Genomic DNA, 21,286 nt, shown 5'->3' with positions numbered 1-21,286 from the left:
AGCCCGGAGGAAGCCGATGGCCGTACCCAGGAACGCCCTGAAGAAGTGGGAAAAAGTACGCGAGTACGCCCTCGGGCTGCCGGGCGCCACCGAGGAGCACCCCTGGGGAGAGACCGTCGCCAAGGTCAACAAGAAGGTGTTCGTCTTCCTCGGCGTGGACGACGGCAGTTACCCCTTGGGGGTGACCGTGAAGCTCAAGGACGAGACGGCCCACGCCCACGCCCTGGCCTGCCCCGGCGCCGAGCCCGCCGGCTACGGACTGGGGAAGTCCGGTTGGGTGAGCGTCCCCCTGGAGCCCAAGGGTGCCCCACCGGCCGAGCTGCTCTGCGACTGGGTGGAGGAGAGCTACCGCACCATCGCGCCGAAGCGCCTGACGGCGGAGCTGGACGCGCGCTGACCACGCCGAAGCGGCGGCCCGTGACGGCGGGGCGGAATCCGGTCACCCGTCGTACAGTGGCTAAGCGCTTGCTCGCCAGGTCTTGTGCCGGGTGGAACACGTTCCTAGCATCACTGGTGTTACATCAGTTGTGTCACAGCGGGGAGCTCAGGATGACCGAGGCGAAGACGCCAGGACCCGGCCCGCTCGCCGGTGTGCGGGTGGTCGAGCTCGCCGGGATCGGCCCCGGCCCCTTCGCGGCCATGCTCCTCGCCGACCTCGGCGCCGACGTCGTCCGCGTGGACCGCCCCGGCGGCCCCGGACTCGCCGTCGACCCCGCCCGCGACGTCACCAACCGCAACAAGCGCTCCGTGATCGTCGACCTCAAGGCACCCGACGGCCCGGCCCGCGTCCTCGACCTCGCCGCACGCGCCGACATCCTCATCGAGGGCTACCGCCCCGGCGTCGCCGAGCGCCTCGGTGTCGGACCCGAGGCGTGTCACGCCCGCAACCCCCGCCTCGTCTACGGCCGCATGACCGGCTGGGGCCAGCAGGGCCCCCTCGCCGACCGCGCGGGCCACGACATCGCCTACATCGCCCTCACCGGCACCCTCGGCATGATCGGCGACCCGGACCGCCCCCCGGCCGTCCCCGCCAACCTGCTCGGCGACTACGCGGGCGGCTCCCTCTACCTCGTCGTCGGCGTCCTGGCCGCCCTGAACCACGCGCGTGCGACGGGCACCGGCCAGGTCGTCGACGCCGCCATCGTGGACGGCACCGCCCACCTCTCCGCGATGATCCACGGCATGCTCGCCGCGGGCGCCTGGCAGGACCGGCGCGGCGCCAACCTCCTGGACGGCGGCTGCCCCTACTACGGCACGTACGAGACGGCCGACGGCAACCACATGGCGGTCGGCGCCCTGGAACCCCAGTTCTACGACGAGTTCCTGCGCCTGCTCGGCATCGACGACCAGGCAGGCGCCCGCACCGACGTCACCCGCTGGCCCGACCTGCGCGAACAGGTCGCCGCCCGCTTCAAGAGCCGCACCCGCGAGGAGTGGACGGCCGTCTTCGAGGGCTCCGACGCGTGCGTGGCGCCCGTGCTGTCGCTGCGCGAGGCCCCGCACCACCCGCATCTGGCCGCCCGCGGCACCTTCACCGACCACGACGGCATCACCCAGCCGGCACCCGCCCCACGCTTCTCCGCGACCCCCGCCGGCATCCGCTCCGGACCGGCCCGGCCCGGCACCGGCACCGCGGAGGTGGCCCGCGACTGGGACGTCCCCCGACTGCTGCGGCCCCAGGCCCCCGACGACCCTCAGCACCCTCAGCCGCCCCGAAACCCTCAGTGAAAGGCCTCCTCGTGAGCACCGAAGCGTACGTGTACGACGCGATCCGCACCCCGCGCGGACGCGGCAAGGCGAACGGCGCCCTGCACGGCACCAAGCCCATCGACCTGGTCGTCGGGCTCATCCACGAGATCCGCGCCCGCTTCCCCGGACTCGACCCGGCCGCCGTCGACGACATCGTGCTCGGCGTCGTCGGACCCGTCGGCGACCAGGGCTCCGACATCGCCCGCATCGCCGCCATCGCCGCGGGCCTGCCCGACACGGTGGCCGGCGTCCAGGAGAACCGCTTCTGTGCCTCGGGTCTGGAGGCCGTCAACCTGGCCGCCGCCAAGGTGCGTTCGGGCTGGGAGGACCTGGTCCTCGCGGGCGGCGTCGAGTCGATGTCGCGGGTGCCGATGGCCTCCGACGGCGGCGCCTGGTTCAACGACCCGATGACCAACCTGGCCACCAACTTCGTGCCGCAGGGCATCGGCGCCGACCTGATCGCCACCCTGGAGGGCTTCTCCCGCCGCGACGTCGACGAGTACGCGGCGCTCTCCCAAGAACGCGCGGCGACCGCCTGGAAGGAGAACCGCTTCGAGCGGTCCGTCGTCCCGGTGAAGGACCGCAGCGGCCTGGTCGTCCTCGACCACGACGAGCACATGCGGCCCGGCACCACCGCCGACTCCCTGGCGAAGCTCAAGCCGTCCTTCGCGGACATCGGCGAACTGGGCGGTTTCGACGCGGTGGCGCTGCAGAAGTACCACTGGGTCGAGAAGATCGACCACGTCCACCACGCGGGCAACTCCTCCGGCATCGTCGACGGCGCCGCGCTGGTCGCGATCGGCTCGCGCGAGGTCGGCGAGCGCTACGGGCTCACCCCGCGCGCCCGGATCGTCTCCGCCGCCGTCTCCGGCTCCGAGCCCACCATCATGCTCACCGGCCCCGCCCCCGCCACCCGCAAGGCGCTCGCCAAGGCCGGGCTCACCATCGACGACATCGACCTCGTCGAGATCAACGAGGCCTTCGCCGCGGTCGTGCTGCGCTTCGTCAAGGACATGGGCCTGTCCCTCGACAAGGTCAACGTCAACGGCGGCGCCATCGCGCTCGGCCACCCGCTCGGCGCCACCGGCGCGATGATCCTCGGCACGCTCGTCGACGAACTGGAGCGCCAGGACAAGCGCTACGGCCTCGCCACCCTCTGCGTGGGCGGCGGCATGGGCGTCGCCACCATCGTCGAGCGCATCTGACCCCCTCCCGACGGATCACCTGGAGCACACCCTCATGAGCACCGAGTCCACCACCATCCGCTGGGAGCAGGACGACACCGGCGTCGTCACCCTCGTCCTGGACGACCCCGACCAGTCCGCCAACACCATGAACCAGGCGTTCCGCGAGTCACTCGCAGCGATCACGGACCGTCTGGAGGCCGAGAAGGACAGCATCCGCGGCATCATCCTCACCTCCGCCAAGAAGACCTTCTTCGCCGGCGGCGACCTGCGCGACCTCATCCGCGTCACCCCGGAGACCGCCCAGCAGCTGTTCGACGGCGGCATGGCGATCAAGCGCGATCTGCGCCGCATCGAGACCCTCGGCAAGCCGGTCGTCGCCGCGATGAACGGTGCCGCGCTCGGCGGCGGCTACGAGATCGCCCTCGCCTGCCACCACCGCGTCGCCCTCGACGCCCCCGGCTCCAAGATCGGCTGCCCCGAGGTCACCCTCGGTCTGCTCCCCGGAGGCGGCGGCGTCGTCCGCACCGTCCGGCTGCTCGGCATCGCCGACGCCCTGCTGAAGGTCCTCCTCCAGGGCCAGCAGTACAGCCCCCGGCGTGCCCTGGAGAACGGTCTGGTCGACGAGGTCGCCGACAGCCCCGAGGACCTGCTCGCCAAGGCCCGCGCCTTCATCGACGCCAACCCGGAGTCGGCCCAGCCCTGGGACAGGCCCGGCTACCGCATCCCCGGCGGCACCCCGGCCAACCCGAAGTTCGCGGCCAACCTGCCCGCTTTCCCGGCCACCCTGCGCAAGCAGACGGGCGGCGCCCCCTACCCGGCGCCGCGCAACATCCTCGCCGCCGCCGTCGAGGGCTCCCAGGTCGACTTCGAGACCGCCCAGGTCATCGAGGCCCGCTACTTCGTCGAACTGGCCGCCGGACAGACGTCGAAGAACATGATCCAGGCGTTCTTCTTCGACCTCCAGGCCGTCAACTCCGGCGCCAACCGCCCCCAGGGCATCGAGCACCGCCAGGTCCGCAGGGTCGCCGTCCTCGGCGCCGGGATGATGGGCGCCGGCATCGCCTACTCGTGCGCCCGCGCCGGCATCGACGTCGTCCTCAAGGACGTCTCCCTGGAAGCGGCCGTCAAGGGCAAGGGCTACTCCGAGAAGCTGTGCGCCAAGGCCGTCGCCAAGGGCCGTACGACGCAGGAGAAGGCCGACGCGCTGCTCGCCCGCATCACGCCCACCGCCGAGGTCGCCGACCTGGCCGGCTGCGACGCGGTGATCGAGGCGGTGTTCGAGGACACGTCGCTGAAGCACAAGGTGTTCCAGGAGATCGAGCAGGTCGTCGCGCCGGACGCCCTGCTGTGCTCCAACACCTCCACGCTGCCCATCACAGCCCTCGCCGAAGGCGTCGAGCGCCAGGCCGACTTCATCGGGCTGCACTTCTTCTCGCCCGTCGACAAGATGCCGCTGGTCGAGATCATCAAGGGCGAGCGCACCGGCGAGGAGGCGCTGGCGCGCGCCTTCGACCTGGTCCGGCAGATCAAGAAGACCCCGATCGTCGTCAACGACTCGCGCGGCTTCTTCACCTCCCGCGTCATCGGCCACTTCATCAACGAGGGCGTCGCCATGGTCGGCGAGGGCATCGAGCCCGCGTCGGTGGAGCAGGCCGCCGCCCAGGCCGGCTACCCGGCCAAGGTGCTCTCCCTCATGGACGAGCTGACGCTCACCCTGCCGCGGAAGATCCGGAGCGAGACCAGGCGGGCCGTCGAGGAGGCGGGCGGCACCTGGACCCCGCACCCCGCCGAGGCCGTCATCGACCGCATGGTCGACGAGTTCGGCCGCACCGGACGCAGCGGCGGCGCCGGCTTCTACGAGTACGGCGAGGACGGCAAGCGCGCCGGCCTGTGGCCCGGGCTGCGGGAGCACTTCACGAAGCCCGGCCACGAGATCCCGTTCCGTGACATGCAGGAGCGGATGCTGTTCTCCGAGGCGCTGGACACCGTGCGTCTGCTGGAGGAGGGCGTGCTCACCTCGGTCGCCGACGCCAACATCGGCTCCATCTTCGGCATCGGCTTCCCCGGCTGGACCGGCGGCGTCCTGCAGTACATCAACGGCTACGACGGCGGGGTGGCCGGATTCGTGGCCCGCACGCGTGAACTCGCCGAACGCTACGGCGAGCGCTTCACCCCGCCGGCGCTGCTGGTGGAGAAGGCGGAGAAGGGCGAGGTGTTCACGGACGCGCGCTGAGGCACCGCGCGCCGCGCAGGGTTCCCCCTGGCCGTCCTGGTCCCAGGGGGATCACCCCTCGTCGTCGAGCCACTCCCGCAGCTCCTCCTTCAGCGACCGCTGGAAGGTCGTGAGCAGCGCCTGCACCACGAGCGGATGCATATGGGCGGACAGGGACTTCACGTCCCGCGCGTCCCGCTCCGCGACCGCGTCGCGCAGCAGCCGCGACAGCTCGCGGGCCGCCGCGCGGGAGTGCTCGATCAGGGCCGTGCGCGCGGCGAGCACCGTCTCGTGCGACAGCGGTACGTCCAGCAGCTCGACGCCGAGGCGCAGCAGCCCGGCGTCGACGCGGAAACCGTCCCCTTCCTCCTCGACGATGTCCAGGGCCACCAGCCGTTTCAGCTCCTCGTCGTCCAGGGCCCGCCCCGCCCGCCGCTCCAGCTCCTCGCGCGGCACCAGTTCCGTCGTCTCCGGCGCCCAGGAGGCCACCACCGCGCGCTGGATCGCCAGCTCCCGCGCGGTGAGACCGGGCGGCAGCTGCCCCAGATACCGCTCGATCGCCGCGAGCGTCATGCCCTGGCGCTGCAACTCCTCGATGAGCGCCAGCCGGGCCAGATGGTCGCGCCCGTAGCGGCCGACGCGGCGCGGGCCGAGCACCGGCGGCGGCAGCAGCCCCTTGGTGCCGTAGAAACGCACCGTGCGGACCGTGACACCGGCCCGGGCCGCCAGTTCGTCGATGGTGAGCGTCGGCTCCTCGGCGTCGGTCGTCATGTGCAGCAGTATCGCTGTCTCACCACTGCTGTGACACCTCGACGGCCTGGCCGACCTCGTGTGTGACATGTTCCGCGATGTGACGTGCGCCATCGCATGAGGCAGCCCACATCCGGAAAGGTGCCCCCTTGGTCTGTGCCGTGATCGGGCGCCGGCCGAGGCAATCCGGACAGCCGGGCGTGACCCGCCCGAGCGCACCAGAGAGTGGAACCACCCGTGAGCAAGGACGCCGTGAACACGGCAACGGCCGACGTGCGCCCCGCGCAGGCCCAGGTGCCCGCGGACGCGGGCGACGCCGGTTACAGCAAGGACCTCAAGGCCCGCCACGTCAACATGATCGCCATCGGCGGCGCGATCGGCACCGGCCTCTTCCTCGGCGCCGGCGGCCGGCTGCACGACGCCGGACCGGCCCTCGCCCTGGCCTACCTGGTCGCCGGCGTCTTCGCCTTCTTCGTCGTGCGCGCACTCGGCGAGCTGGTCCTGTACCGCCCGTCGTCGGGCTCCTTCGTGTCCTATGCGCGCGAGTTCCTCGGCGAGAAGGGCGCGTACGTCGCCGGCTGGATGTACTTCCTGAACTGGTCGACGACCGGTATCGCCGACATCACCGCGATCGCCCTCTACACGCACTACTGGAGCCTGTTCACCGACATCCCGCAGTGGGTGCTCGCGCTGATCGCGCTCGCGGTCGTGCTGGCCGTGAACCTGATCTCGGTGAAGATCTTCGGCGAGATGGAGTTCTGGTTCGCGATCATCAAGGTCGCCACGCTCGTCGTCTTCATGTTCGTCGGCGTGTTCCTGCTCGCCACCCAGCACGAGGTCGGCGGCGGCACGCCCGGCCTGAACATGATCACCGACAACGGCGGTGTCCTCCCGCACGGTGTGATGCCGGTCGTGCTCGTCATGCAGGGCGTGATCTTCGCGTACGCGGCCCTGGAGCTCGTCGGTGTCGCCGCGGGCGAGACCGCCGAGCCGGAGAAGGTCGTCCCCCGCGCGGTGAACTCCATCATGTGGCGCGTCGGCCTCTTCTACGTCGGCTCCGTCGTCCTGCTGGCCCTGCTCCTGCCCGGCTCGATGTACTCGGCCGACGAGAGCCCCTTCGTCACCGTCCTGTCGAAGATCGGCGTGCCCGCGGCCGGCGACATCATGAACCTGGTCGTCCTGACGGCCGCGATGTCGTCCCTGAACTCCGGCCTGTACTCCACCGGCCGCATCCTGCGCTCCATGGCCATGGCGGGCTCCGCGCCGAAGTTCACCGCCCGGATGAACCGCAGCCAGGTGCCCTACGGCGGCATCCTGCTGACCTGCGCGGTGTGCGTGCTCGGCGTCGGCCTGAACTTCCTCATGCCGCACCAGGCCTTCGAGATCGTGCTGAACGTCGCCTCCCTCGGCATCATCAGCACCTGGGTGATCATCATGATCTGTCACCTGATCTTCGTCCGCCGCGCCCGCGCGGGCCTGGTCACCCGCCCGGCCTTCCGCCTCCCCGGCAGCCCGGTCACCGAGATCGCCACCATCGCCTTCCTGGTCTCCGTCCTCGCCCTGATGTGGAACGACCCGGAGGTCGGCCGCAAGACGCTGCTCCTGGTCCCGCTGATCGCCGCCATGCTGATCGCCGGCTGGTACGCGGTCCGCCGCCGCGTCGCCCGCACGGCGGACCTCGAACTGACGAACCTGACGAACAGCACGAAGTAGCGGCTCGACAGCCGCGGTGTACGACCAGGCACGGTCGGCACTCGCCGGATCACCCGCACCCCTAAGGCGTCCCGGATCACCCGCCCCCTGCGGCGTCTCTGCCGGGGCGGGGCAGAGGCGGGGGGAGCGGGTATGGCATCGGCATGGAGCTCATTCCGATGGACGTCGGGCCGTTGAATCCCCCGGTCGAGGGGCTGGCGGCGGCGGTGTTCCTGTTCGCCGTCTGCCATCTCGTCGTGCGTCGGCTGCTGCGCCGGATCGACCGGGTGCTGGAAGCCCGCCGGCAGGCGAGCGACGGGGTCCGTAGGCAGGCCGAGGACGTGCGGGCGCAGGCCGAGGACGTGCGGGCGGAGGTGCGCGCCGTGCTGGCCGCAGCCCGGCACGACGCGGCGTCCGTCCGGCGGCGGGCCGAGGAGGAGGGCGCCGCGCTCATCGCCGCCGCCCGCGCCGACGGCGTACGCCAGGTCGACGAGATGCTCGCCGAGGCAGCCGCCCGCATCGAGTCCGACCGCAGGGCGGCGGAGGCCGAACTGCGCGGCTACGCGTCCGAGCTGGCCGTCGAGCTGGCCGGCCGGGTCGTGGGCGAGCCGATCAGTCCCGCGTCCCGAACGCCCGCAGCAGAGACGCGGTGAGCGCCGCGGCGATGCTCCCGTCCGGGTCCAGCCGCGGGTTGAAGATCGTCACGTCGAAGCCCACGGCACCGGGACCGGTCAGTGCCGTGCGCAGCACCGTCTCCAGCTCCGCCCAGGTCAGCCCGTCCGGCAGGCGGTAGTCGACCGCCGGCATGACCGCGTCGTCCAGTACGTCGGCGTCGACGTGCACCCAGTAGGCGGTGTCCCTCAGCAGAGCCATCGCGTGCTCCGCGGCCCCGGCCGCCCCCATCGCCCGTACCGTGCCGAGATCCATCGCGTGCAGGGCCGGCGGCAACGGCTGCATCCCCGCCGCCGCGGACTCCTCCCCGTCGCGGAAACCGAGGGCCACCACGTCCTCGTCCCGCACCAGCGGGCGTCGCCCCTCCAGGTCGGCGAGGACGTCCGGCCCCCGGCCCGTGGCCAGCGCCAGCTCCATCGACGCCACCTCGCCGGCCGGTTCCGCGGCAGGCTGGTAGAAGTCGGTGTGACCGTCGAGGAAGAGCAGTCCGGGCCTGCCGCGGCGGCGCAGGGCGAGCAGGTTGCCGAGCAGGATGCTGCAGTCACCACCGAGGACGACCGGGAACCGGCCCGCATCGAGCACGCCGCCCACGGCGTCGGCCAGCGTTACCGAGTACGCGGCGATACCGGCCGGATTCAGCACGCCGGTGGCCGGGTCGCGCACCGGATCGTAGGCGGGCGGCTCGACCCGGCCCGCGGACACCGCGCCCAGTCCCTCGGCCAGTCCAGCGCCGAGCAGCGCCCCCGCCAGCTCCTCGACCCCGCTCGGCCGCAGCCCCAGCACCGACGGTGCCTCGATGATCACGGCATCCCGCACGTCCGGCTCCCTCGTCCGCCCGGCGGCAGCGGCCGGGCCCCGCACACTCGGCGTACGCCCCACCGTATGCCGCCGGGCAGGACGCTGCGCGGCGGCCGGCCCTTCAGTGGGGCGAAGAGCGAACCTTCGCGCGGGGTGGCGCGGGGCACGAGACAGGTACTGCTGGGAAGGTGAATTTTGCGCCACACGTGGTAGGGGCATTGCGGGAGGAGCGCTCTCCTCCCGTTTGGTTTGACGAAAGGTGCCGCCTGTGACGCAACACGAACACAGCGACAAGGGACACACGGCCCACCCCCTGCCGGGCTCGGAAGCGGGCCTGCCCGGCCAGGAGCGTCCCCGGACCGACCGGGTGGTGTTCGGGGTCACGGCGGTGCTCACCCTTGCGTTCGTCATCTGGGGCGCCGCCGCGACGGACTCCCTCACGGACGTCTCCAGCACCATGCTCGGCGGGCTGATGCACAACGGCGGCTGGGCCTTCATGCTGGCCGCCTCCGGGTTCGTCGTCTTCGCCCTCTGGCTCGCGGCCAGCCGTTACGGCCGGATCCACCTCGGCGCGGAGGGCGAGGAACCGGAGTTCCGGACCGTGTCCTGGGTCGCCATGATGTTCAGCGCCGGTATGGGCATCGGCCTGATGTTCTACGGCGTCAGCGAGCCGCTGTCGCACTACCTCACACCCCCGCCCGGCACCGATCCCGCCGACTCCGGTGAGCGCATGGAGACGGCGATGGCGACCACGCTGTTCCACTGGACGCTGCACCCCTGGGCCATCTACGCCGTGGTCGGTCTCGCCATCGCCTACAGCACGTTCCGCAGGCGCCGCCGGCAGACCATCAGCGCGGTGTTCACGCCGCTCATCGGGGAGAAGAACGCGAGCGGTGTCGGCGGGCGGGTCATCGACATGCTCGCGATCGTCGCGACGGTCTTCGGCTCCGCCGCCTCGCTCGGGCTCGGTGCGCTGCAGATCGGCTCCGGTGTGCAGGAGCTGGGGTGGATGGACGAGGTGAGCACCGGGCTGCTGGTCGGCATCATCGCGGTGCTGACGCTGGCGTTCGTCGCGTCGGCGGTGTCGGGGGTGGAGAAGGGCATCCAGTGGCTGTCCAACACCAACATGGTGCTGGCGCTGGTGCTCGCCCTGTTCGTGTTCGTCGCCGGGCCGACGATCATCGTGCTCGATCTGCTGCCGACCTCAGTCTTCTCCTATCTGGGCGATCTGCCGCAGCTGGCCGGGCGCACCGAGGCCAGTGGGGGCGAGGGGGTCGCCGACTGGCTGGGCAGCTGGACCGTCTTCTACTGGGCGTGGTGGATCTCCTGGACGCCGTTCGTCGGCATGTTCATCGCGCGGATCAGCCGGGGGCGCACCATCCGCCAGTTCATCGGCGGCGTCATCCTGGTGCCGAGCACGGTCAGCCTGGTGTGGTTCGCGATCTTCGGTGGTTCGGCGATGAAGCTGCAGGAGCAGAACCGGCTGGGGGAGGAGGCCACGCCGGAGGGGCAGCTCTTCGCGGTGCTGCAGGAGTTCCCTGTCGCCACCGTCACGAGCCTGCTGGTGATGATCCTCGTCGGCATCTTCTTCGTCTCGGGGGCGGATGCCGCGTCGATCGTGATGGGCACGCTGTCGCAGAAGGGCGCGCTGGAACCGGGGCGGCTGGTGGTGGTCTTCTGGGGCGTGGTCACCGGTGCGGTGGCCGCGATCATGCTGCTGGTCGGCAGCGGGCAGGGGGACGCGCTGACGGGGCTTCAGAACCTGACGATCCTGGCGGCGGCGCCGTTCGTGATCGTGATGATCTTTATGTGCGTCGCTCTGATGCGCGATCTGCGGCGTGACCCGATCATCGTGCGTGACCGGATGGGGTCGGAGGCGGTGGAACTGGCCGTCATCGAGGGGCACAAGAAGTACGACGGGGAGTTCGAGCTGCGGATCGGGCCCGGGCGGGGGCCGGATGTGGAGGGGGACCCGATCGGCAAGCACTGAGGTCGTGGGTGGGGGCGCCTGCGGGTGGGGGGCCGGGGGTGGGGGGCCGGGGGTGGGGTGGTGCGACGAAGGCCGCCGCAGTCGCGCCCCTCCGCCCGCTGCCACAGTGCCCCGGCGTGGGGACCAGCTAAGCGGCGACCTCCGCCACACCACCCCACCCCCTCCCGCCGCCCCGCGCCCGCGGCAACGCCTCGGTGCGGTGGCATCATGCGTAGCTGCGGGCAGTCGTGCCGCTGGGGCGGCACGGGTGGGCGCAGCGGCACCCTGCCAGCGCAGGTCAGCGACACTTACCCCCGGCCCGCGGTCACGCCGTTGCCAATTCCGCCGCCTGCTCCGCGCAGCCCCAGGCCACTGTGATCCCCGCTCCGCCATGGCCGTAGTTGTGCACCAACAGGCGTCCCTCGGTCAGCTGTTCACCCTCCAGGCGGACCTCGTCGCGCGCCGGCCGCAGTCCCACCCGGTGTTCCAGTACCGATGCCCCGCCGATCTCCGGGCGCAACGCCGCACACCGCCGGACGATCGCCTCGGCCACCGCCGGGTCCGGGTCCAGGGACCACGCGTCCTCCTCCGCCGTACCGCCCAGAATCAGCCGCCCCGGCTGCGGGAAGAAGTACGCCGGCTCGCCGCCCGCCGTGTCGGACACCATCCACGTACGGATCCCCGGGTTCTCCACGACGACCAACTGCCCCCGCACCGGCCGCACCGACGCGTCCGGCACCAGATCCCGCGCCCCCAGGCCCGCGCAGTTGACGACCACCGGAGCTTCCGGCTCGTGCAGGTCCTTCACCTCTCGCTCCTCGACCGCCCCGCCCGCCGCCACCAACCGCTGCCGGAGCCACGGCAGATGAGTCGACATGTCGATGAGCGGCAGGCGCAGCCACAGACCGACGCCCTGCGGATACTCCTCGGCGGTCGCGAGGCGGGCGTCCGCCAATCGGCCGTCGGTCCAGGCGTCGAGCTCCTCCGGCAGCGTCCCGCCCATCACCCCCTCGACCATCCGCACGCCGGTCACCTCGGGCCGCTCCGCCAGTTCCTCGTACACCTCCAGCGACCGCAGCGCCCACGCCCGCGCCGACTCCATGGGCTCGATCCGGTACGGCCACCACAGTGCCCCCGCCACCGCGGACGTCGTCCGCTCGACCGGGTCCCGTGTCCACAGCCGTACCCGGCGGCCCCGCTCGGCGAGGACGACGGCCGTCGTCAGGCCGATGACGCCGCCGCCGACGACCAGCACTTCGCAGTTCGGTTCACGCTTCGTCGCATCGCTCATCGCAAGGGACGCTAGCCGAATGTGGCACGGCGTGCTCAGGAGCGGCCCCCGGAGGGAATACTCACCCCATGTCTGCCGAGTACGCGACCTTCGGCCTGGCACCGGCGATGAGACCCGGTGGAGTCCTCGCCAACGGTGACTTCCAAGTCCACCGGGATTTCGTCGACTTCGTCGTCGACGGATGCCCGCTGCTGTTCCGCCTCTCCGACCTGGACGCGGTCTCCCCGCTCGCCTCCGACGTTCCGCCCGCCATCTTCACCGCCCAGGTCCGCAGCCTGCTGCTGGAGACCGAGGCCCCCCTGCCCGCCGGCCGGTACATCGTCTACGGCTGCCCCGACTGCGCGGACCTCGCCTGCGGCGCGGTGACCGCCGTCATCGAACGGGACGGCGAGGACTTCATCTGGCGGGACTTCGCCTGGCAGACCGACGAGCACGCCAATCTGGAGCTCAACGGCTACCACGGCATAGGCCCGTTCCGCTTCCGCGGCGCCGAGTACCGTACGGCCCTCGCCTCCCTCCTCGACGCCGGCTCCGGTGACGAGAGCGACGGCGACACGCCGGGCACCCGCCGCCGCGTCCTGCTCATCGGCGCCCGTGTCGCCCTGCTCGCCAAGCTCGCCGCGGCGCTGCGCACCATCGGCATCGGCGCCGACATCGCCCAGGACGCCGACGGTGTCCCGGAGGGGGAACTGCGCAGCTACGGGGCGGTCGTCTTCGGCCGCGCGGTGCCGGACGAGCAACGTGCCGCCGTTCGCCGCGCGTTCACCGCCGCCGGCATCGACGTGCCCTGCGTCGACGGCCTCGCCCCGATCGTCCCGCTCCTCGTCGCGCAGACCGAACACGCCCTGGACCGCAGACCGAGTGAGCAGCGCCGCCTCACCGACCTCGCCGCCACCGGCGACGCGGCGGAGATCGAGGTCACCTCCTCCTGCCGGGTGACCCTCACCGCGTACCGCATCGACCGCCTCTCCCGTACCCACACCGAGGACGTCTTCGACGGCATCCTGGAGCCCGGCCGGCATCGGGTCCCCGTCGACGCCAAGGCGGTGAAGGGGGAGGCGTACCTGGTGGCGCGCACCGCGGGGACGGTGCTGGTCGCGGCCGTCCGCCGCTGAGGAGCGAGGGGCCTGCCGTCCCGCCGGGCCGTTAGGATCGGCGGTCTGATGACTGCCACCCTCGTCGCCAAGAACCTCGCCGCCGGACACGGTGACCGCTCGCTGTTCAGCGGCCTCGATCTCGTCGTCGCCCCCGGTGACGTGATCGGGCTCGTCGGGGGCAACGGCGCCGGCAAGTCCACGCTGCTGCGGCTGCTCGCCGGGCTCACCGCGCCCGAGGAGGGCGAGGTGCGGCTCTCCCCGCCGACGGCGGCCGTCGGACACCTCCCGCAGGAGCCGGAGCGCCGGCCCGGCGAGACGGTTCGGGCCTTCCTGGCCCGCCGCACCGGTGTCGCCGAGGCCCAGCGGACCATGGACGAGGCGACCCAGGCCCTGGTCGACGGGGCGCCCGGCGCGGACGACGCGTATGCGACGAGCCTGGAGCGCTGGCTCGCGCTGGGCGGCGCCGACCTCGACGAGCGGGCCGAGGAGGTCGCCGGCACGCTCGGGCTCGCCGTCGACCTGGATCAGCCGATGACCTCGCTGTCCGGCGGGCAGGCGGCCCGGGCCTCCCTCGCCTCCCTGCTGCTGTCCCGCTACGACGTCTTCCTCCTCGACGAGCCCACGAACGACCTGGACCTGGACGGTCTGGAGCGGCTGGAGCGCTTCGTGAGCGGCCTGCGCGCCGGGACCGTCGTCGTCAGTCACGACCGCGAGTTCCTCACCCGCACCGTCACCAAGGTCCTCGAACTCGACCTCGCCCAACGGCAGATCAACCTCTACGGCGGCGGCTACGCGGCCTACCTGGAGGAGCGCGAGGTGGCCCGGCGGCACGCGCGCGACCAGTACGAGGAGTACGCCGACAAGAAGGCCGGCCTCCAGGAGCGCGCCCAGATGCAGCGCACCTGGATGGACAAGGGTGTGAAGAACGCGCGTCGCAAGGCGGGCGACAACGACAAGATCGGCCGGAAGTTCCGCAGCGAGGCGAGCGAGAAGCAGGCCGCGAAGGCCCGTCAGACGCAGCGCATGATCGAGCGGCTCGAGGTGGTCGAGGAGCCGCGCAAGGAGTGGGAGCTGCGCATGGAGATCGCGGCGGCCCCGCGCTCCGGCGCGGTGGTGGCGACGCTGCGGGACGCCGAGGTGCGGCGGGGCGGCTTCACGCTCGGGCCGGTGTCGCTGCAGATCGACTGGGCCGACCGGGTCGCCGTCACCGGGGCCAACGGCGCCGGCAAGTCCACCCTGCTCGGCGCCCTGCTGGGCCGGGTCCCGCTGGACGCGGGCCATGCCGCGCTCGGCTCGGGCGTGCTGCTCGGCGAGGTCGACCAGGCCCGCGCCCTGTTCCACGGCCCCGAGACCCTGCTGGACGCCTTCCACGCGGCGGTCCCGGACACCGAACCGGTCGAGATCCGGACCCTGCTCGCCAAGTTCGGACTCAAGGCGGACCATGTGGGGCGCCCCGCGGCCGGCCTCTCGCCGGGCGAACGCACCCGCGCCGCGCTCGCCCTCCTCCAGGGCCGGGGCGTCAATCTCCTGGTCCTCGACGAACCGACCAACCACCTCGACCTGCCCGCCATCGAGCAGCTGGAGTCCGCTCTCGACGCCTACGAGGGCACGCTGCTGCTGGTCACCCACGACCGGCGCATGCTCGATGCGGTGCGCGTGACGCGCCGCCTCGAGGTGGCCGACGGCAAGGTGACCGAACGCTAGTCCGGCCGGCCGGGTGTCGCTCTCCGGGCCGGCAGGGGGTAGTCCACGACCAGACCCTCTGCGTCGACCTCCAGCTCACTGCTGAAGTCCCCGGACGCGAAGCGAACCCGTCCGGGGGCGACGTGGGTATAGGTCTGCCGTGACGGCCGCACGTCCAGGTCGGGGACGGCGACCCACGCCATCAGGAACCGCCGCTCGCCGAGGGCGCGGTGGAGGTCGTGCCGCAGATCGAGCGTGCGGGTGCCGGAGGCGTCGTCGGCGGTCACCGCCAGCCGCCGGGTCACGAAGCCGTCCGTCGTCTCCAGCTCGTAGGTGATCCAGTACGGCCACGGAACGGTCCCGACGGCCCGTCCCCGGGCCCGCAGCGCGCGGTCACCCAGCTCGACCCAGGCGGTCTCGTAGCCGTGGCTCGCTGTGACGTCCCAGGTGATGACTCGTGAGGTCGGCATGCCGGCAGCCCAGGGACGGAACCGGGCCCGGGGTCCCACCGCCACGGCGGCTGGTCTCCGGGCCCGGTCCTCGAGGTGTCAGCGCCTGCCGTTGTTCTGGTCGAGCAGGCCCGCGCGGCGCAGGGCGTCGGCCATCGCGCTGTTCGCCGGGGCGGGCGCCTGGCGCGAGCCGCCGCCCCCGCCGCCCCGTCCCTGGCGCTGCTGGGGCGGGCGCCCGCCGCGCTGCCGGCGTTCACCGCCACCCGCCGGAGCGCCGCCGGCCTGCGCGGACGCCTCGTCGTCCAGCCGGAGCGTCAGCGAGATGCGCTTGCGCGGGATGTCCACGTCGAGCACCTTCACCTTGACGATGTCACCCGGCTTCACCACGTCCCGCGGGTCCTTCACGAACGTCTTCGACATCGCGGAGACATGCACCAGACCGTCCTGGTGGACACCGACGTCCACGAAGGCGCCGAAGGCGGCCACGTTCGTCACGACGCCCTCCAGCACCATGCCGGGCGCCAGGTCGGAGATCTTCTCCACGCCTTCCTTGAACGCGGCCGTCCTGAACGCCGGACGCGGGTCGCGGCCCGGCTTCTCCAGTTCCTTGAGGATGTCGGTGACGGTCGGCAGACCGAACGTCTCGTCCACGAAGTTCTGCGGCCTCAGCGAGCGCAGCACCGCCGTGTTGCCGATCAGGGCGGCGACCTCCTGGCCGGAGGTCTTCACCATGCGGCGGACCACCGGGTAGGCCTCGGGGTGCACGCTGGAGGCGTCCAGCGGGTCGTCGCCGCCGCGGATCCGCAGGAAGCCCGCGCACTGCTCGTACGCCTTCGGGCCGAGCCGCGGCACCTTCTTCAGCTGGGAGCGCGACGTGAACGGCCCGTTGGCGTCGCGGTGCGCCACGATGTTCTCCGCGAGCCCGGAGGTGATGCCGGAGACCCGGGCGAGCAGCGGCGCCGACGCGGTGTTGACGTCCACGCCCACGCCGTTCACACAGTCCTCCACCACCGCGTCCAGCGAACGCGACAGCTTCACCTCGGACAGGTCGTGCTGGTACTGGCCGACACCGATCGACTTCGGGTCGATCTTCACCAGCTCGGCCAGCGGGTCCTGCAGCCGGCGCGCGATGGACACCGCGCCGCGCAGCGACACGTCCATGTCCGGAAGCTCCTGGGAGGCGAAGGCGGAGGCCGAGTACACGGAGGCGCCGGCCTCGGACACCATCACCTTCGTCAGCTTCAGCTCGGGGTGCTTGGTGATCAGCTCACCGGCGAGCTTGTCGGTCTCGCGGGACGCCGTGCCGTTGCCGATGGCGATCAGCTCGACCGCGTGCTCCTTCGCCAGCCGGGCCAGCTTGGCGATCGCCTCGTCCCACCGGTTCGCCGGGACATGCGGATGGATCACGTCCGTGGCGACGACCTTGCCGGTCGCGTCCACCACGGCGACCTTCACACCCGTACGGAAGCCCGGGTCCAGACCGAGCGTGGCGCGTGTGCCGGCCGGGGCGGCGAGCAGCAGGTCGCGCAGATTGGCCGCGAAGACCCGCACCGCCTCGTCCTCGGCCGCCGTGCGCAGCCGGAGCCTGATGTCGATGCCGAGATGCACCAGGATGCGGGTGCGCCAGGCCCAGCGCACCGTGTCGAGCAGCCACTTGTCGGCCGGGCGGCCCCGGTCGGCGATGCCGAAGCGGTGCGCGACGATGCCCTCGTACGACGACGGCCCGTCCGTCGGCTCCTCGGGCTCCAGGACCAGGTCGAGGACCTCCTCCTTCTCGCCGCGCAGCATCGCCAGGACGCGATGCGAGGGCAGCTCGGTGAACGGCTCGGCGAAGTCGAAGTAGTCGGCGAACTTGGCGCCGGCCTCCTCCTTGCCCTCGCGCACCTTGGCCGCCAGCCGCCCGCGCACCCACATGCGCTCACGCAGCTCGCCGATGAGGTCCGCGTCCTCCGAGAACCGCTCGGTGAGGATCGCCCGGGCGCCGTCCAGCGCGGCCTGCGGATCGGCGACGCCCTTGCCGGCGTCCACGAAGGCGGCGGCCGCGGCGAGGGGCTCCACACCGGGATCGGTGAGCAGCCCCTCCGCCAGCGGCTCCAGACCGGCCTCGCGGGCGATCTGCGCCTTGGTGCGCCGCTTGGGCTTGAACGGCAGGTAGATGTCCTCCAGCCGCGCCTTGGTCTCGGCGCCCCGGATCCGCGCCTCGAGCTCCTCGGTGAGCTTGCCCTGCTCACGCACCGACTCCAGGATCGCCGTACGACGTTCCTCCAGCTCCCGCAGATAGCGCAGCCGCTCCTCGATGGTGCGCAGCTGCGCATCGTCGAGCATCTCGGTCGCTTCCTTGCGGTAGCGGGCGATGAAGGGCACCGTCGAACCGCCGTCGAGCAGCTCCACGGCGGCCTTGACCTGCCGCTCCCGTACGCCGAGCTCCTCGGCGATCCTGCCTTCGATGGACCCTGCTCCGAGGGACCCGGGTGTCGTCACGATCCCGTACCGCCTTCTTCCACTGAGGTTGCGCGGCAATTGTGGCAGGTGGCACCGACGATCGGGGATCAGGGCGCCGACGCGCCGGGATCCGTTTCGGCCGCCGTCACACCCGGCGGCTGCGAGTGCTGGACGAGGCCCCGCCGAACAGCCGGGCCAGCGCCCGGAACGGCAGGGTCACGACGGTGGCGATGGCGCCGCCGATCTGACGCAGGACATCTGCGATGGCACGGAACACGTGCTTTCCCCTTTCATCCTTCCGGCCGCTCCGGCCGGGACGGACTCCGGGTACCTCGTCGATGCTTCAACATGCACGCGGCCGGCGCATCATGCGCCCGCCCCGCCGTGGACGCTCCAGGTGAAGCGCGGTGCGCGGCGCTCGAGGAACGCGGCGACGCCCTCCGCGGTGTCCTCGCCCGCGCGTGCCTGCTCGGTCCAGTGGGCGTCGCGGTCGGTGCGGCCGTCGGCGAACTCCTTCGCGGCGGCCTGCGTCAGCTGTGAACGGGACGCCAGGACGCGGGTGAACTCCCCGACCCGCTTGTCCAGTTCGGTCGCCGGCAGCACTTCGTCCACCAGGCCGGTGCGCAGCGCGCGCTCGGCGTCGATCAACTCGCCCGAATACAGCAGGTACTTGGCGGTGGCCGGGCCCACCAGGGAGACCAGCCGGCGGGTGGAGGAGGCCGGGTAGACGATGCCCAGCTTGGCCGGGGTCACGCCGAAGAGCGCGTCCTGCTCCGCGAACCGCAGATCGCAGGCCGCCGCCAGTTGCGCCCCGCCGCCCACGCAGTGGCCGCGGATCGCCGCCAGTGTCGGCTTGGGGAAGGCGGCGAGCGCCTCCTCCGCGGCGACGGCCAGCCGCTGGGCCTCGAAGGCCGACTCGCGGAGTGTGGAGATGTCGGCCCCGGCGCAGAACGTCCCGCCCTCACCCGTGAGGACCAGCACCCGTACCCGCGGGTCCTCCGCCAGCCCGGCGAGCAGTGGCGGCAGCGCGGACCACATCGCGGCGGTCATGGCGTTGCGCTTCGCCGGATGGCTGATGACGACCGTGGCGACCGAGTCGGTGACGTGGTGCAGCAGCTGGGGCTCCTCCATGTGCCGGATGCTATCCGGCCCGTTCGGTGCGACGGCCGCCGGGAGCGCGCACAGTGGAGGGGAGGGACGGACCGAGGAGGCAGCCATGGCCGAGCCCACCGCGCCGCGGGGCGACGAGACCACCCCACCCGGGGGCGACCGGCCCACCGCGCCGCAGGACGAGGTGAAGCGGCTGAGCCGCGGCTTCAGCTGGCTCGCCGTGCTCGGGGTGATCCTGGTCGTCGCGGGCCTCGTGGGGCTCGTCTACACCGGTGTCGCCACCCTGACCTCGATGATCCTGTTCGGCTGGCTGCTGCTGATCGGCGGGGTGATCGGCCTGCTGCACGCCGTCCAGGCGCGGGGCAGCAACTTCTTCTGGCTGGGCGTGGTCGTCGCGGCCCTGAACATCGCGGCCGGTGTGGTGGTCCTGAAGACGCCGGACGCCGCGGCCGAGGCGCTGGCCATGTTCGCCGCGCTGCTGTTCCTCACCGGCGGGCTGTTCCGCCTCGTCGGCAGCCTCGTCGTGCGCGGACCGCAGTTCGGCTGGACGCTCGTGCAGGGCGCCTTCGGGCTGCTCCTCGGCATCCTGGTGCTGGCATCCTGGCCGAGCAGCAGTCAGTACGTCATCGGGACGTTCTTCTCGCTCGCGCTGCTCTTCGACGGACTCGGCCTGATCGCCACCGGCTACGGCGGACGCAGGATCGTCGGCATGGTCTCCGACCGGCTCGCCGGTGAGGAGCCCGTCAAATCCGTACAACCCGAATAGTTCGCCGAGACGGCACAAGGCGGACAGGAACAGTCCCACAACTGACCGTGTCATACGCAGCCGGTCAGAAACGCTCGATATGTGCTGACTTCTGTTCAGTACTTGGGTGCGGAGCGCATCGTTACCAACACTCGACGTGTGGTGACAATCGAGCGCGAGGGTGGCGACCGGACGATGGACGACCAGGGGCGCGGGCCCGGCCCACGCCCACAGGGCGCGGAAGGTTCCGTCGACGCGAGAGCCGTCGACCCGTTGCCGTACGAGGGTGTCTGGCGGTTCACCGCGCCCGCCGCCGACGCCTCGGTCCCTCAGGCCCGCCACGCCGTGCGCGACCTGCTGCTGCGCCAGGGCGTGCCGGTCGCCGACGACGTCGTCCAGGGCCTGCTGCTGATCGTCTCGGAACTGGTCACCAACGCCGTCCGGCACGCCGCGCTGCTGTCCCCCATGCTCGCCGTCGAGGTCGCCGTCGGCGCCGAGTGGATCCGGGTGTCCGTGGAGGACAACCACCCCTACCGCCCGACCGCCCTGGAGGCCGACTACGGCCAGACCGGCGGACGCGGACTGCTCCTGGTGCGCGAGATCACCCGCGAGGCGGGCGGGGTGTGCGACGTCGAGCACACCGCGAGCGGCGGCAAGGTGATCTGGGCCGCCCTGCCGCTCAAGCCCGCGCAGGTCTCCTAGCCGGCCGCCCGCCGCAGGGTCACCATCCGGCCGACGGCCCCGTCAGCTCCCGGACCGCCGGACGCGCCGCGTCCAGAACGGTCATGAACCACGCCGAGAACGTGTCCCGCGCGTGCCGCTCCGCCAGCTCGGCCGGGGTGACGAAGACCGTGGAGGCCACCTCCTCGGGGTCCGGCCGCAGCGGCGACTGGACCAGTCCGACGAAGAGGTGGTTGAACTCCTGCTCCACCAGACCCGAGGCCGGGTCCGGATGGTTGTAGCGGACCGTGCCCGCCTCCGCGAGCAGCGACGGGGACACCCCCAGCTCCTCGTACGTCCGCCGGGCCGCCGCCGCGAACGGCGCCTCGCCGGGGTAGGGGTGACCGCAGCAGGTGTTGGACCACACACCGGGGGAGTGGTACTTGCCCAGCGCGCGCTGCTGGAGCAGCAGCCGGCCGTGCTCGTCGAACAGGAACACCGAGAACGCCCGGTGCAGCTGACCCGGCGGCTGATGGGCGGCGAGCTTCTCCGCGGTGCCGATCGTCACGCCGTTCTCGTCGACCAGTTCCAGCAAAATCGGCTCCGCTGTCCCGTTCGACGGACTGTGCGTCGCGGTGGCAGGTGTGATCGCCATACCCATCCTTCACATCGGTCTTCGCGCCCCAAGTCTGCCGTACGAATCCGGCACTCCCGGCACTTCCCGGCGCGCCCGCATGTCCTCGAAGGCGGCACCGGTCGTTCACGGTCGGGGACCCGATA

The 21,286-nt window shown here is 71.9% G+C and carries 19 protein-coding genes; 11 read left to right on the top strand and 8 right to left on the bottom strand.

The window, feature by feature from the left end:
• Nucleotides 1-16: 16 nt before the first annotated feature.
• The 4 genes from AB0412_RS13020 to AB0412_RS13005 all read left to right on the top strand — a co-directional run bounded on the left by AB0412_RS13020 (nucleotide 17) and on the right by AB0412_RS13005 (nucleotide 5,169).
• The gene (locus AB0412_RS13020; RefSeq protein ID WP_366402603.1) at nucleotides 17-397 is read left to right on the top strand and encodes an MmcQ/YjbR family DNA-binding protein; all 381 of its coding nucleotides are present in this window, start codon (nucleotides 17-19) and stop codon (nucleotides 395-397) included.
• A gap of 152 nt (nucleotides 398-549) precedes the next feature.
• Nucleotides 550-1,728: a CaiB/BaiF CoA-transferase family protein gene (locus AB0412_RS13015; protein WP_366402602.1), complete on the top strand. Its 1,179-nt coding sequence runs from the start codon at nucleotides 550-552 to the stop codon at nucleotides 1,726-1,728.
• 11 nt (nucleotides 1,729-1,739) lie between these two features.
• Nucleotides 1,740-2,954: an acetyl-CoA C-acetyltransferase gene (locus AB0412_RS13010; protein ID WP_366402601.1), complete on the top strand. Its 1,215-nt coding sequence runs from the start codon at nucleotides 1,740-1,742 to the stop codon at nucleotides 2,952-2,954.
• Nucleotides 2,955-2,988: 34 nt separating this feature from the next.
• The gene (locus AB0412_RS13005; RefSeq protein ID WP_366402600.1) at nucleotides 2,989-5,169 is read left to right on the top strand and encodes a 3-hydroxyacyl-CoA dehydrogenase NAD-binding domain-containing protein; all 2,181 of its coding nucleotides are present in this window, start codon (nucleotides 2,989-2,991) and stop codon (nucleotides 5,167-5,169) included.
• 51 nt (nucleotides 5,170-5,220) lie between these two features.
• Here the strand turns inward: AB0412_RS13005 and AB0412_RS13000 are convergent, their stop codons facing one another.
• The gene (locus tag AB0412_RS13000) at nucleotides 5,221-5,919 is read right to left on the bottom strand and encodes a MerR family transcriptional regulator (RefSeq protein WP_366402599.1); all 699 of its coding nucleotides are present in this window, start codon (nucleotides 5,917-5,919) and stop codon (nucleotides 5,221-5,223) included.
• A 216-nt stretch (nucleotides 5,920-6,135) separates the two neighbouring features.
• Between AB0412_RS13000 and AB0412_RS12995 the strand changes: the two genes are divergently transcribed.
• Together AB0412_RS12995 and AB0412_RS12990 are read left to right on the top strand one after the other, a co-directional pair.
• Nucleotides 6,136-7,611, top strand: a complete 1,476-nt coding sequence (locus AB0412_RS12995; RefSeq protein WP_366402598.1) for an amino acid permease — start codon at nucleotides 6,136-6,138, stop codon at nucleotides 7,609-7,611.
• Between the two features lie 143 nt (nucleotides 7,612-7,754).
• On the top strand, nucleotides 7,755-8,243 hold the full coding sequence (locus AB0412_RS12990; RefSeq protein ID WP_366402597.1) for an ATP synthase F0 subunit B: 489 nt from the start codon (nucleotides 7,755-7,757) through the stop codon (nucleotides 8,241-8,243).
• Here AB0412_RS12990 and AB0412_RS12985 read toward each other — a convergent pair.
• Nucleotides 8,203-9,078, bottom strand: a complete 876-nt coding sequence (locus AB0412_RS12985; RefSeq protein WP_366402596.1) for an arginase family protein — start codon at nucleotides 9,076-9,078, stop codon at nucleotides 8,203-8,205. The genes AB0412_RS12990 and AB0412_RS12985 overlap by 41 nt on opposite strands.
• 250 nt (nucleotides 9,079-9,328) lie before the next feature.
• On the opposite strand from AB0412_RS12985, the gene AB0412_RS12980 reads away from it, so the two are divergent.
• Nucleotides 9,329-11,050: a BCCT family transporter gene (locus AB0412_RS12980; protein ID WP_366402595.1), complete on the top strand. Its 1,722-nt coding sequence runs from the start codon at nucleotides 9,329-9,331 to the stop codon at nucleotides 11,048-11,050.
• Nucleotides 11,051-11,354: 304 nt separating this feature from the next.
• On the opposite strand, the gene AB0412_RS12975 is transcribed toward AB0412_RS12980, so the two are convergent.
• Nucleotides 11,355-12,320, bottom strand: coding sequence for an FAD-dependent oxidoreductase (locus AB0412_RS12975; RefSeq protein WP_366402594.1), 966 nt, complete (start codon nucleotides 12,318-12,320; stop codon nucleotides 11,355-11,357).
• Nucleotides 12,321-12,388: 68 nt separating this feature from the next.
• Here AB0412_RS12975 and AB0412_RS12970 point away from each other — a divergent pair, with 68 nt between their 5' ends.
• Both AB0412_RS12970 and AB0412_RS12965 read left to right on the top strand, forming a co-directional pair.
• Entirely contained in the window at nucleotides 12,389-13,435 is a 1,047-nt protein-coding gene (locus AB0412_RS12970) for an oxidoreductase (protein ID WP_366402593.1), read from the top strand.
• 48 nt (nucleotides 13,436-13,483) lie between these two features.
• Nucleotides 13,484-15,121: an ABC-F family ATP-binding cassette domain-containing protein gene (locus AB0412_RS12965; protein ID WP_366402592.1), complete on the top strand. Its 1,638-nt coding sequence runs from the start codon at nucleotides 13,484-13,486 to the stop codon at nucleotides 15,119-15,121.
• Here the strand turns inward: AB0412_RS12965 and AB0412_RS12960 are convergent.
• The 4 genes from AB0412_RS12960 to AB0412_RS12945 form a co-directional block, all read right to left on the bottom strand.
• The gene (locus tag AB0412_RS12960; RefSeq protein ID WP_366402591.1) at nucleotides 15,118-15,570 is read right to left on the bottom strand and encodes a putative glycolipid-binding domain-containing protein; all 453 of its coding nucleotides are present in this window, start codon (nucleotides 15,568-15,570) and stop codon (nucleotides 15,118-15,120) included. The genes AB0412_RS12965 and AB0412_RS12960 overlap by 4 nt on opposite strands.
• A 78-nt stretch (nucleotides 15,571-15,648) precedes the next feature.
• On the bottom strand, nucleotides 15,649-18,030 hold the full coding sequence (locus AB0412_RS12955; protein WP_366402590.1) for a Tex family protein: 2,382 nt from the start codon (nucleotides 18,028-18,030) through the stop codon (nucleotides 15,649-15,651).
• Nucleotides 18,031-18,136: 106 nt separating this feature from the next.
• Complete coding sequence (locus tag AB0412_RS12950; protein ID WP_010042827.1) at nucleotides 18,137-18,268, bottom strand: LPFR motif small protein; 132 nt, start codon at nucleotides 18,266-18,268, stop codon at nucleotides 18,137-18,139.
• A gap of 89 nt (nucleotides 18,269-18,357) precedes the next feature.
• Entirely contained in the window at nucleotides 18,358-19,122 is a 765-nt protein-coding gene (locus AB0412_RS12945) for an enoyl-CoA hydratase-related protein (protein ID WP_366402589.1), read from the bottom strand.
• Nucleotides 19,123-19,207: 85 nt separating this feature from the next.
• On the opposite strand from AB0412_RS12945, the gene AB0412_RS12940 reads away from it, so the two are divergent.
• Nucleotides 19,208-19,867: an HdeD family acid-resistance protein gene (locus AB0412_RS12940; protein ID WP_366402588.1), complete on the top strand. Its 660-nt coding sequence runs from the start codon at nucleotides 19,208-19,210 to the stop codon at nucleotides 19,865-19,867.
• A gap of 174 nt (nucleotides 19,868-20,041) precedes the next feature.
• Nucleotides 20,042-20,548: an ATP-binding protein gene (locus AB0412_RS12935; RefSeq protein WP_366402684.1), complete on the top strand. Its 507-nt coding sequence runs from the start codon at nucleotides 20,042-20,044 to the stop codon at nucleotides 20,546-20,548.
• A 19-nt stretch (nucleotides 20,549-20,567) separates the two neighbouring features.
• Here AB0412_RS12935 and idi read toward each other — a convergent pair whose 3' ends face one another.
• Nucleotides 20,568-21,161, bottom strand: a complete 594-nt coding sequence (gene idi, locus AB0412_RS12930; protein WP_366402587.1) for an isopentenyl-diphosphate Delta-isomerase — start codon at nucleotides 21,159-21,161, stop codon at nucleotides 20,568-20,570.
• Nucleotides 21,162-21,286 lie beyond the last annotated feature (125 nt).

Source organism: Streptomyces sp. NPDC052012 (assembly GCF_040689265.1).
Classification (GTDB): domain Bacteria; phylum Actinomycetota; class Actinomycetes; order Streptomycetales; family Streptomycetaceae; genus Streptomyces.
This window is presented reverse-complemented; position numbering and strand designations above follow the sequence as displayed.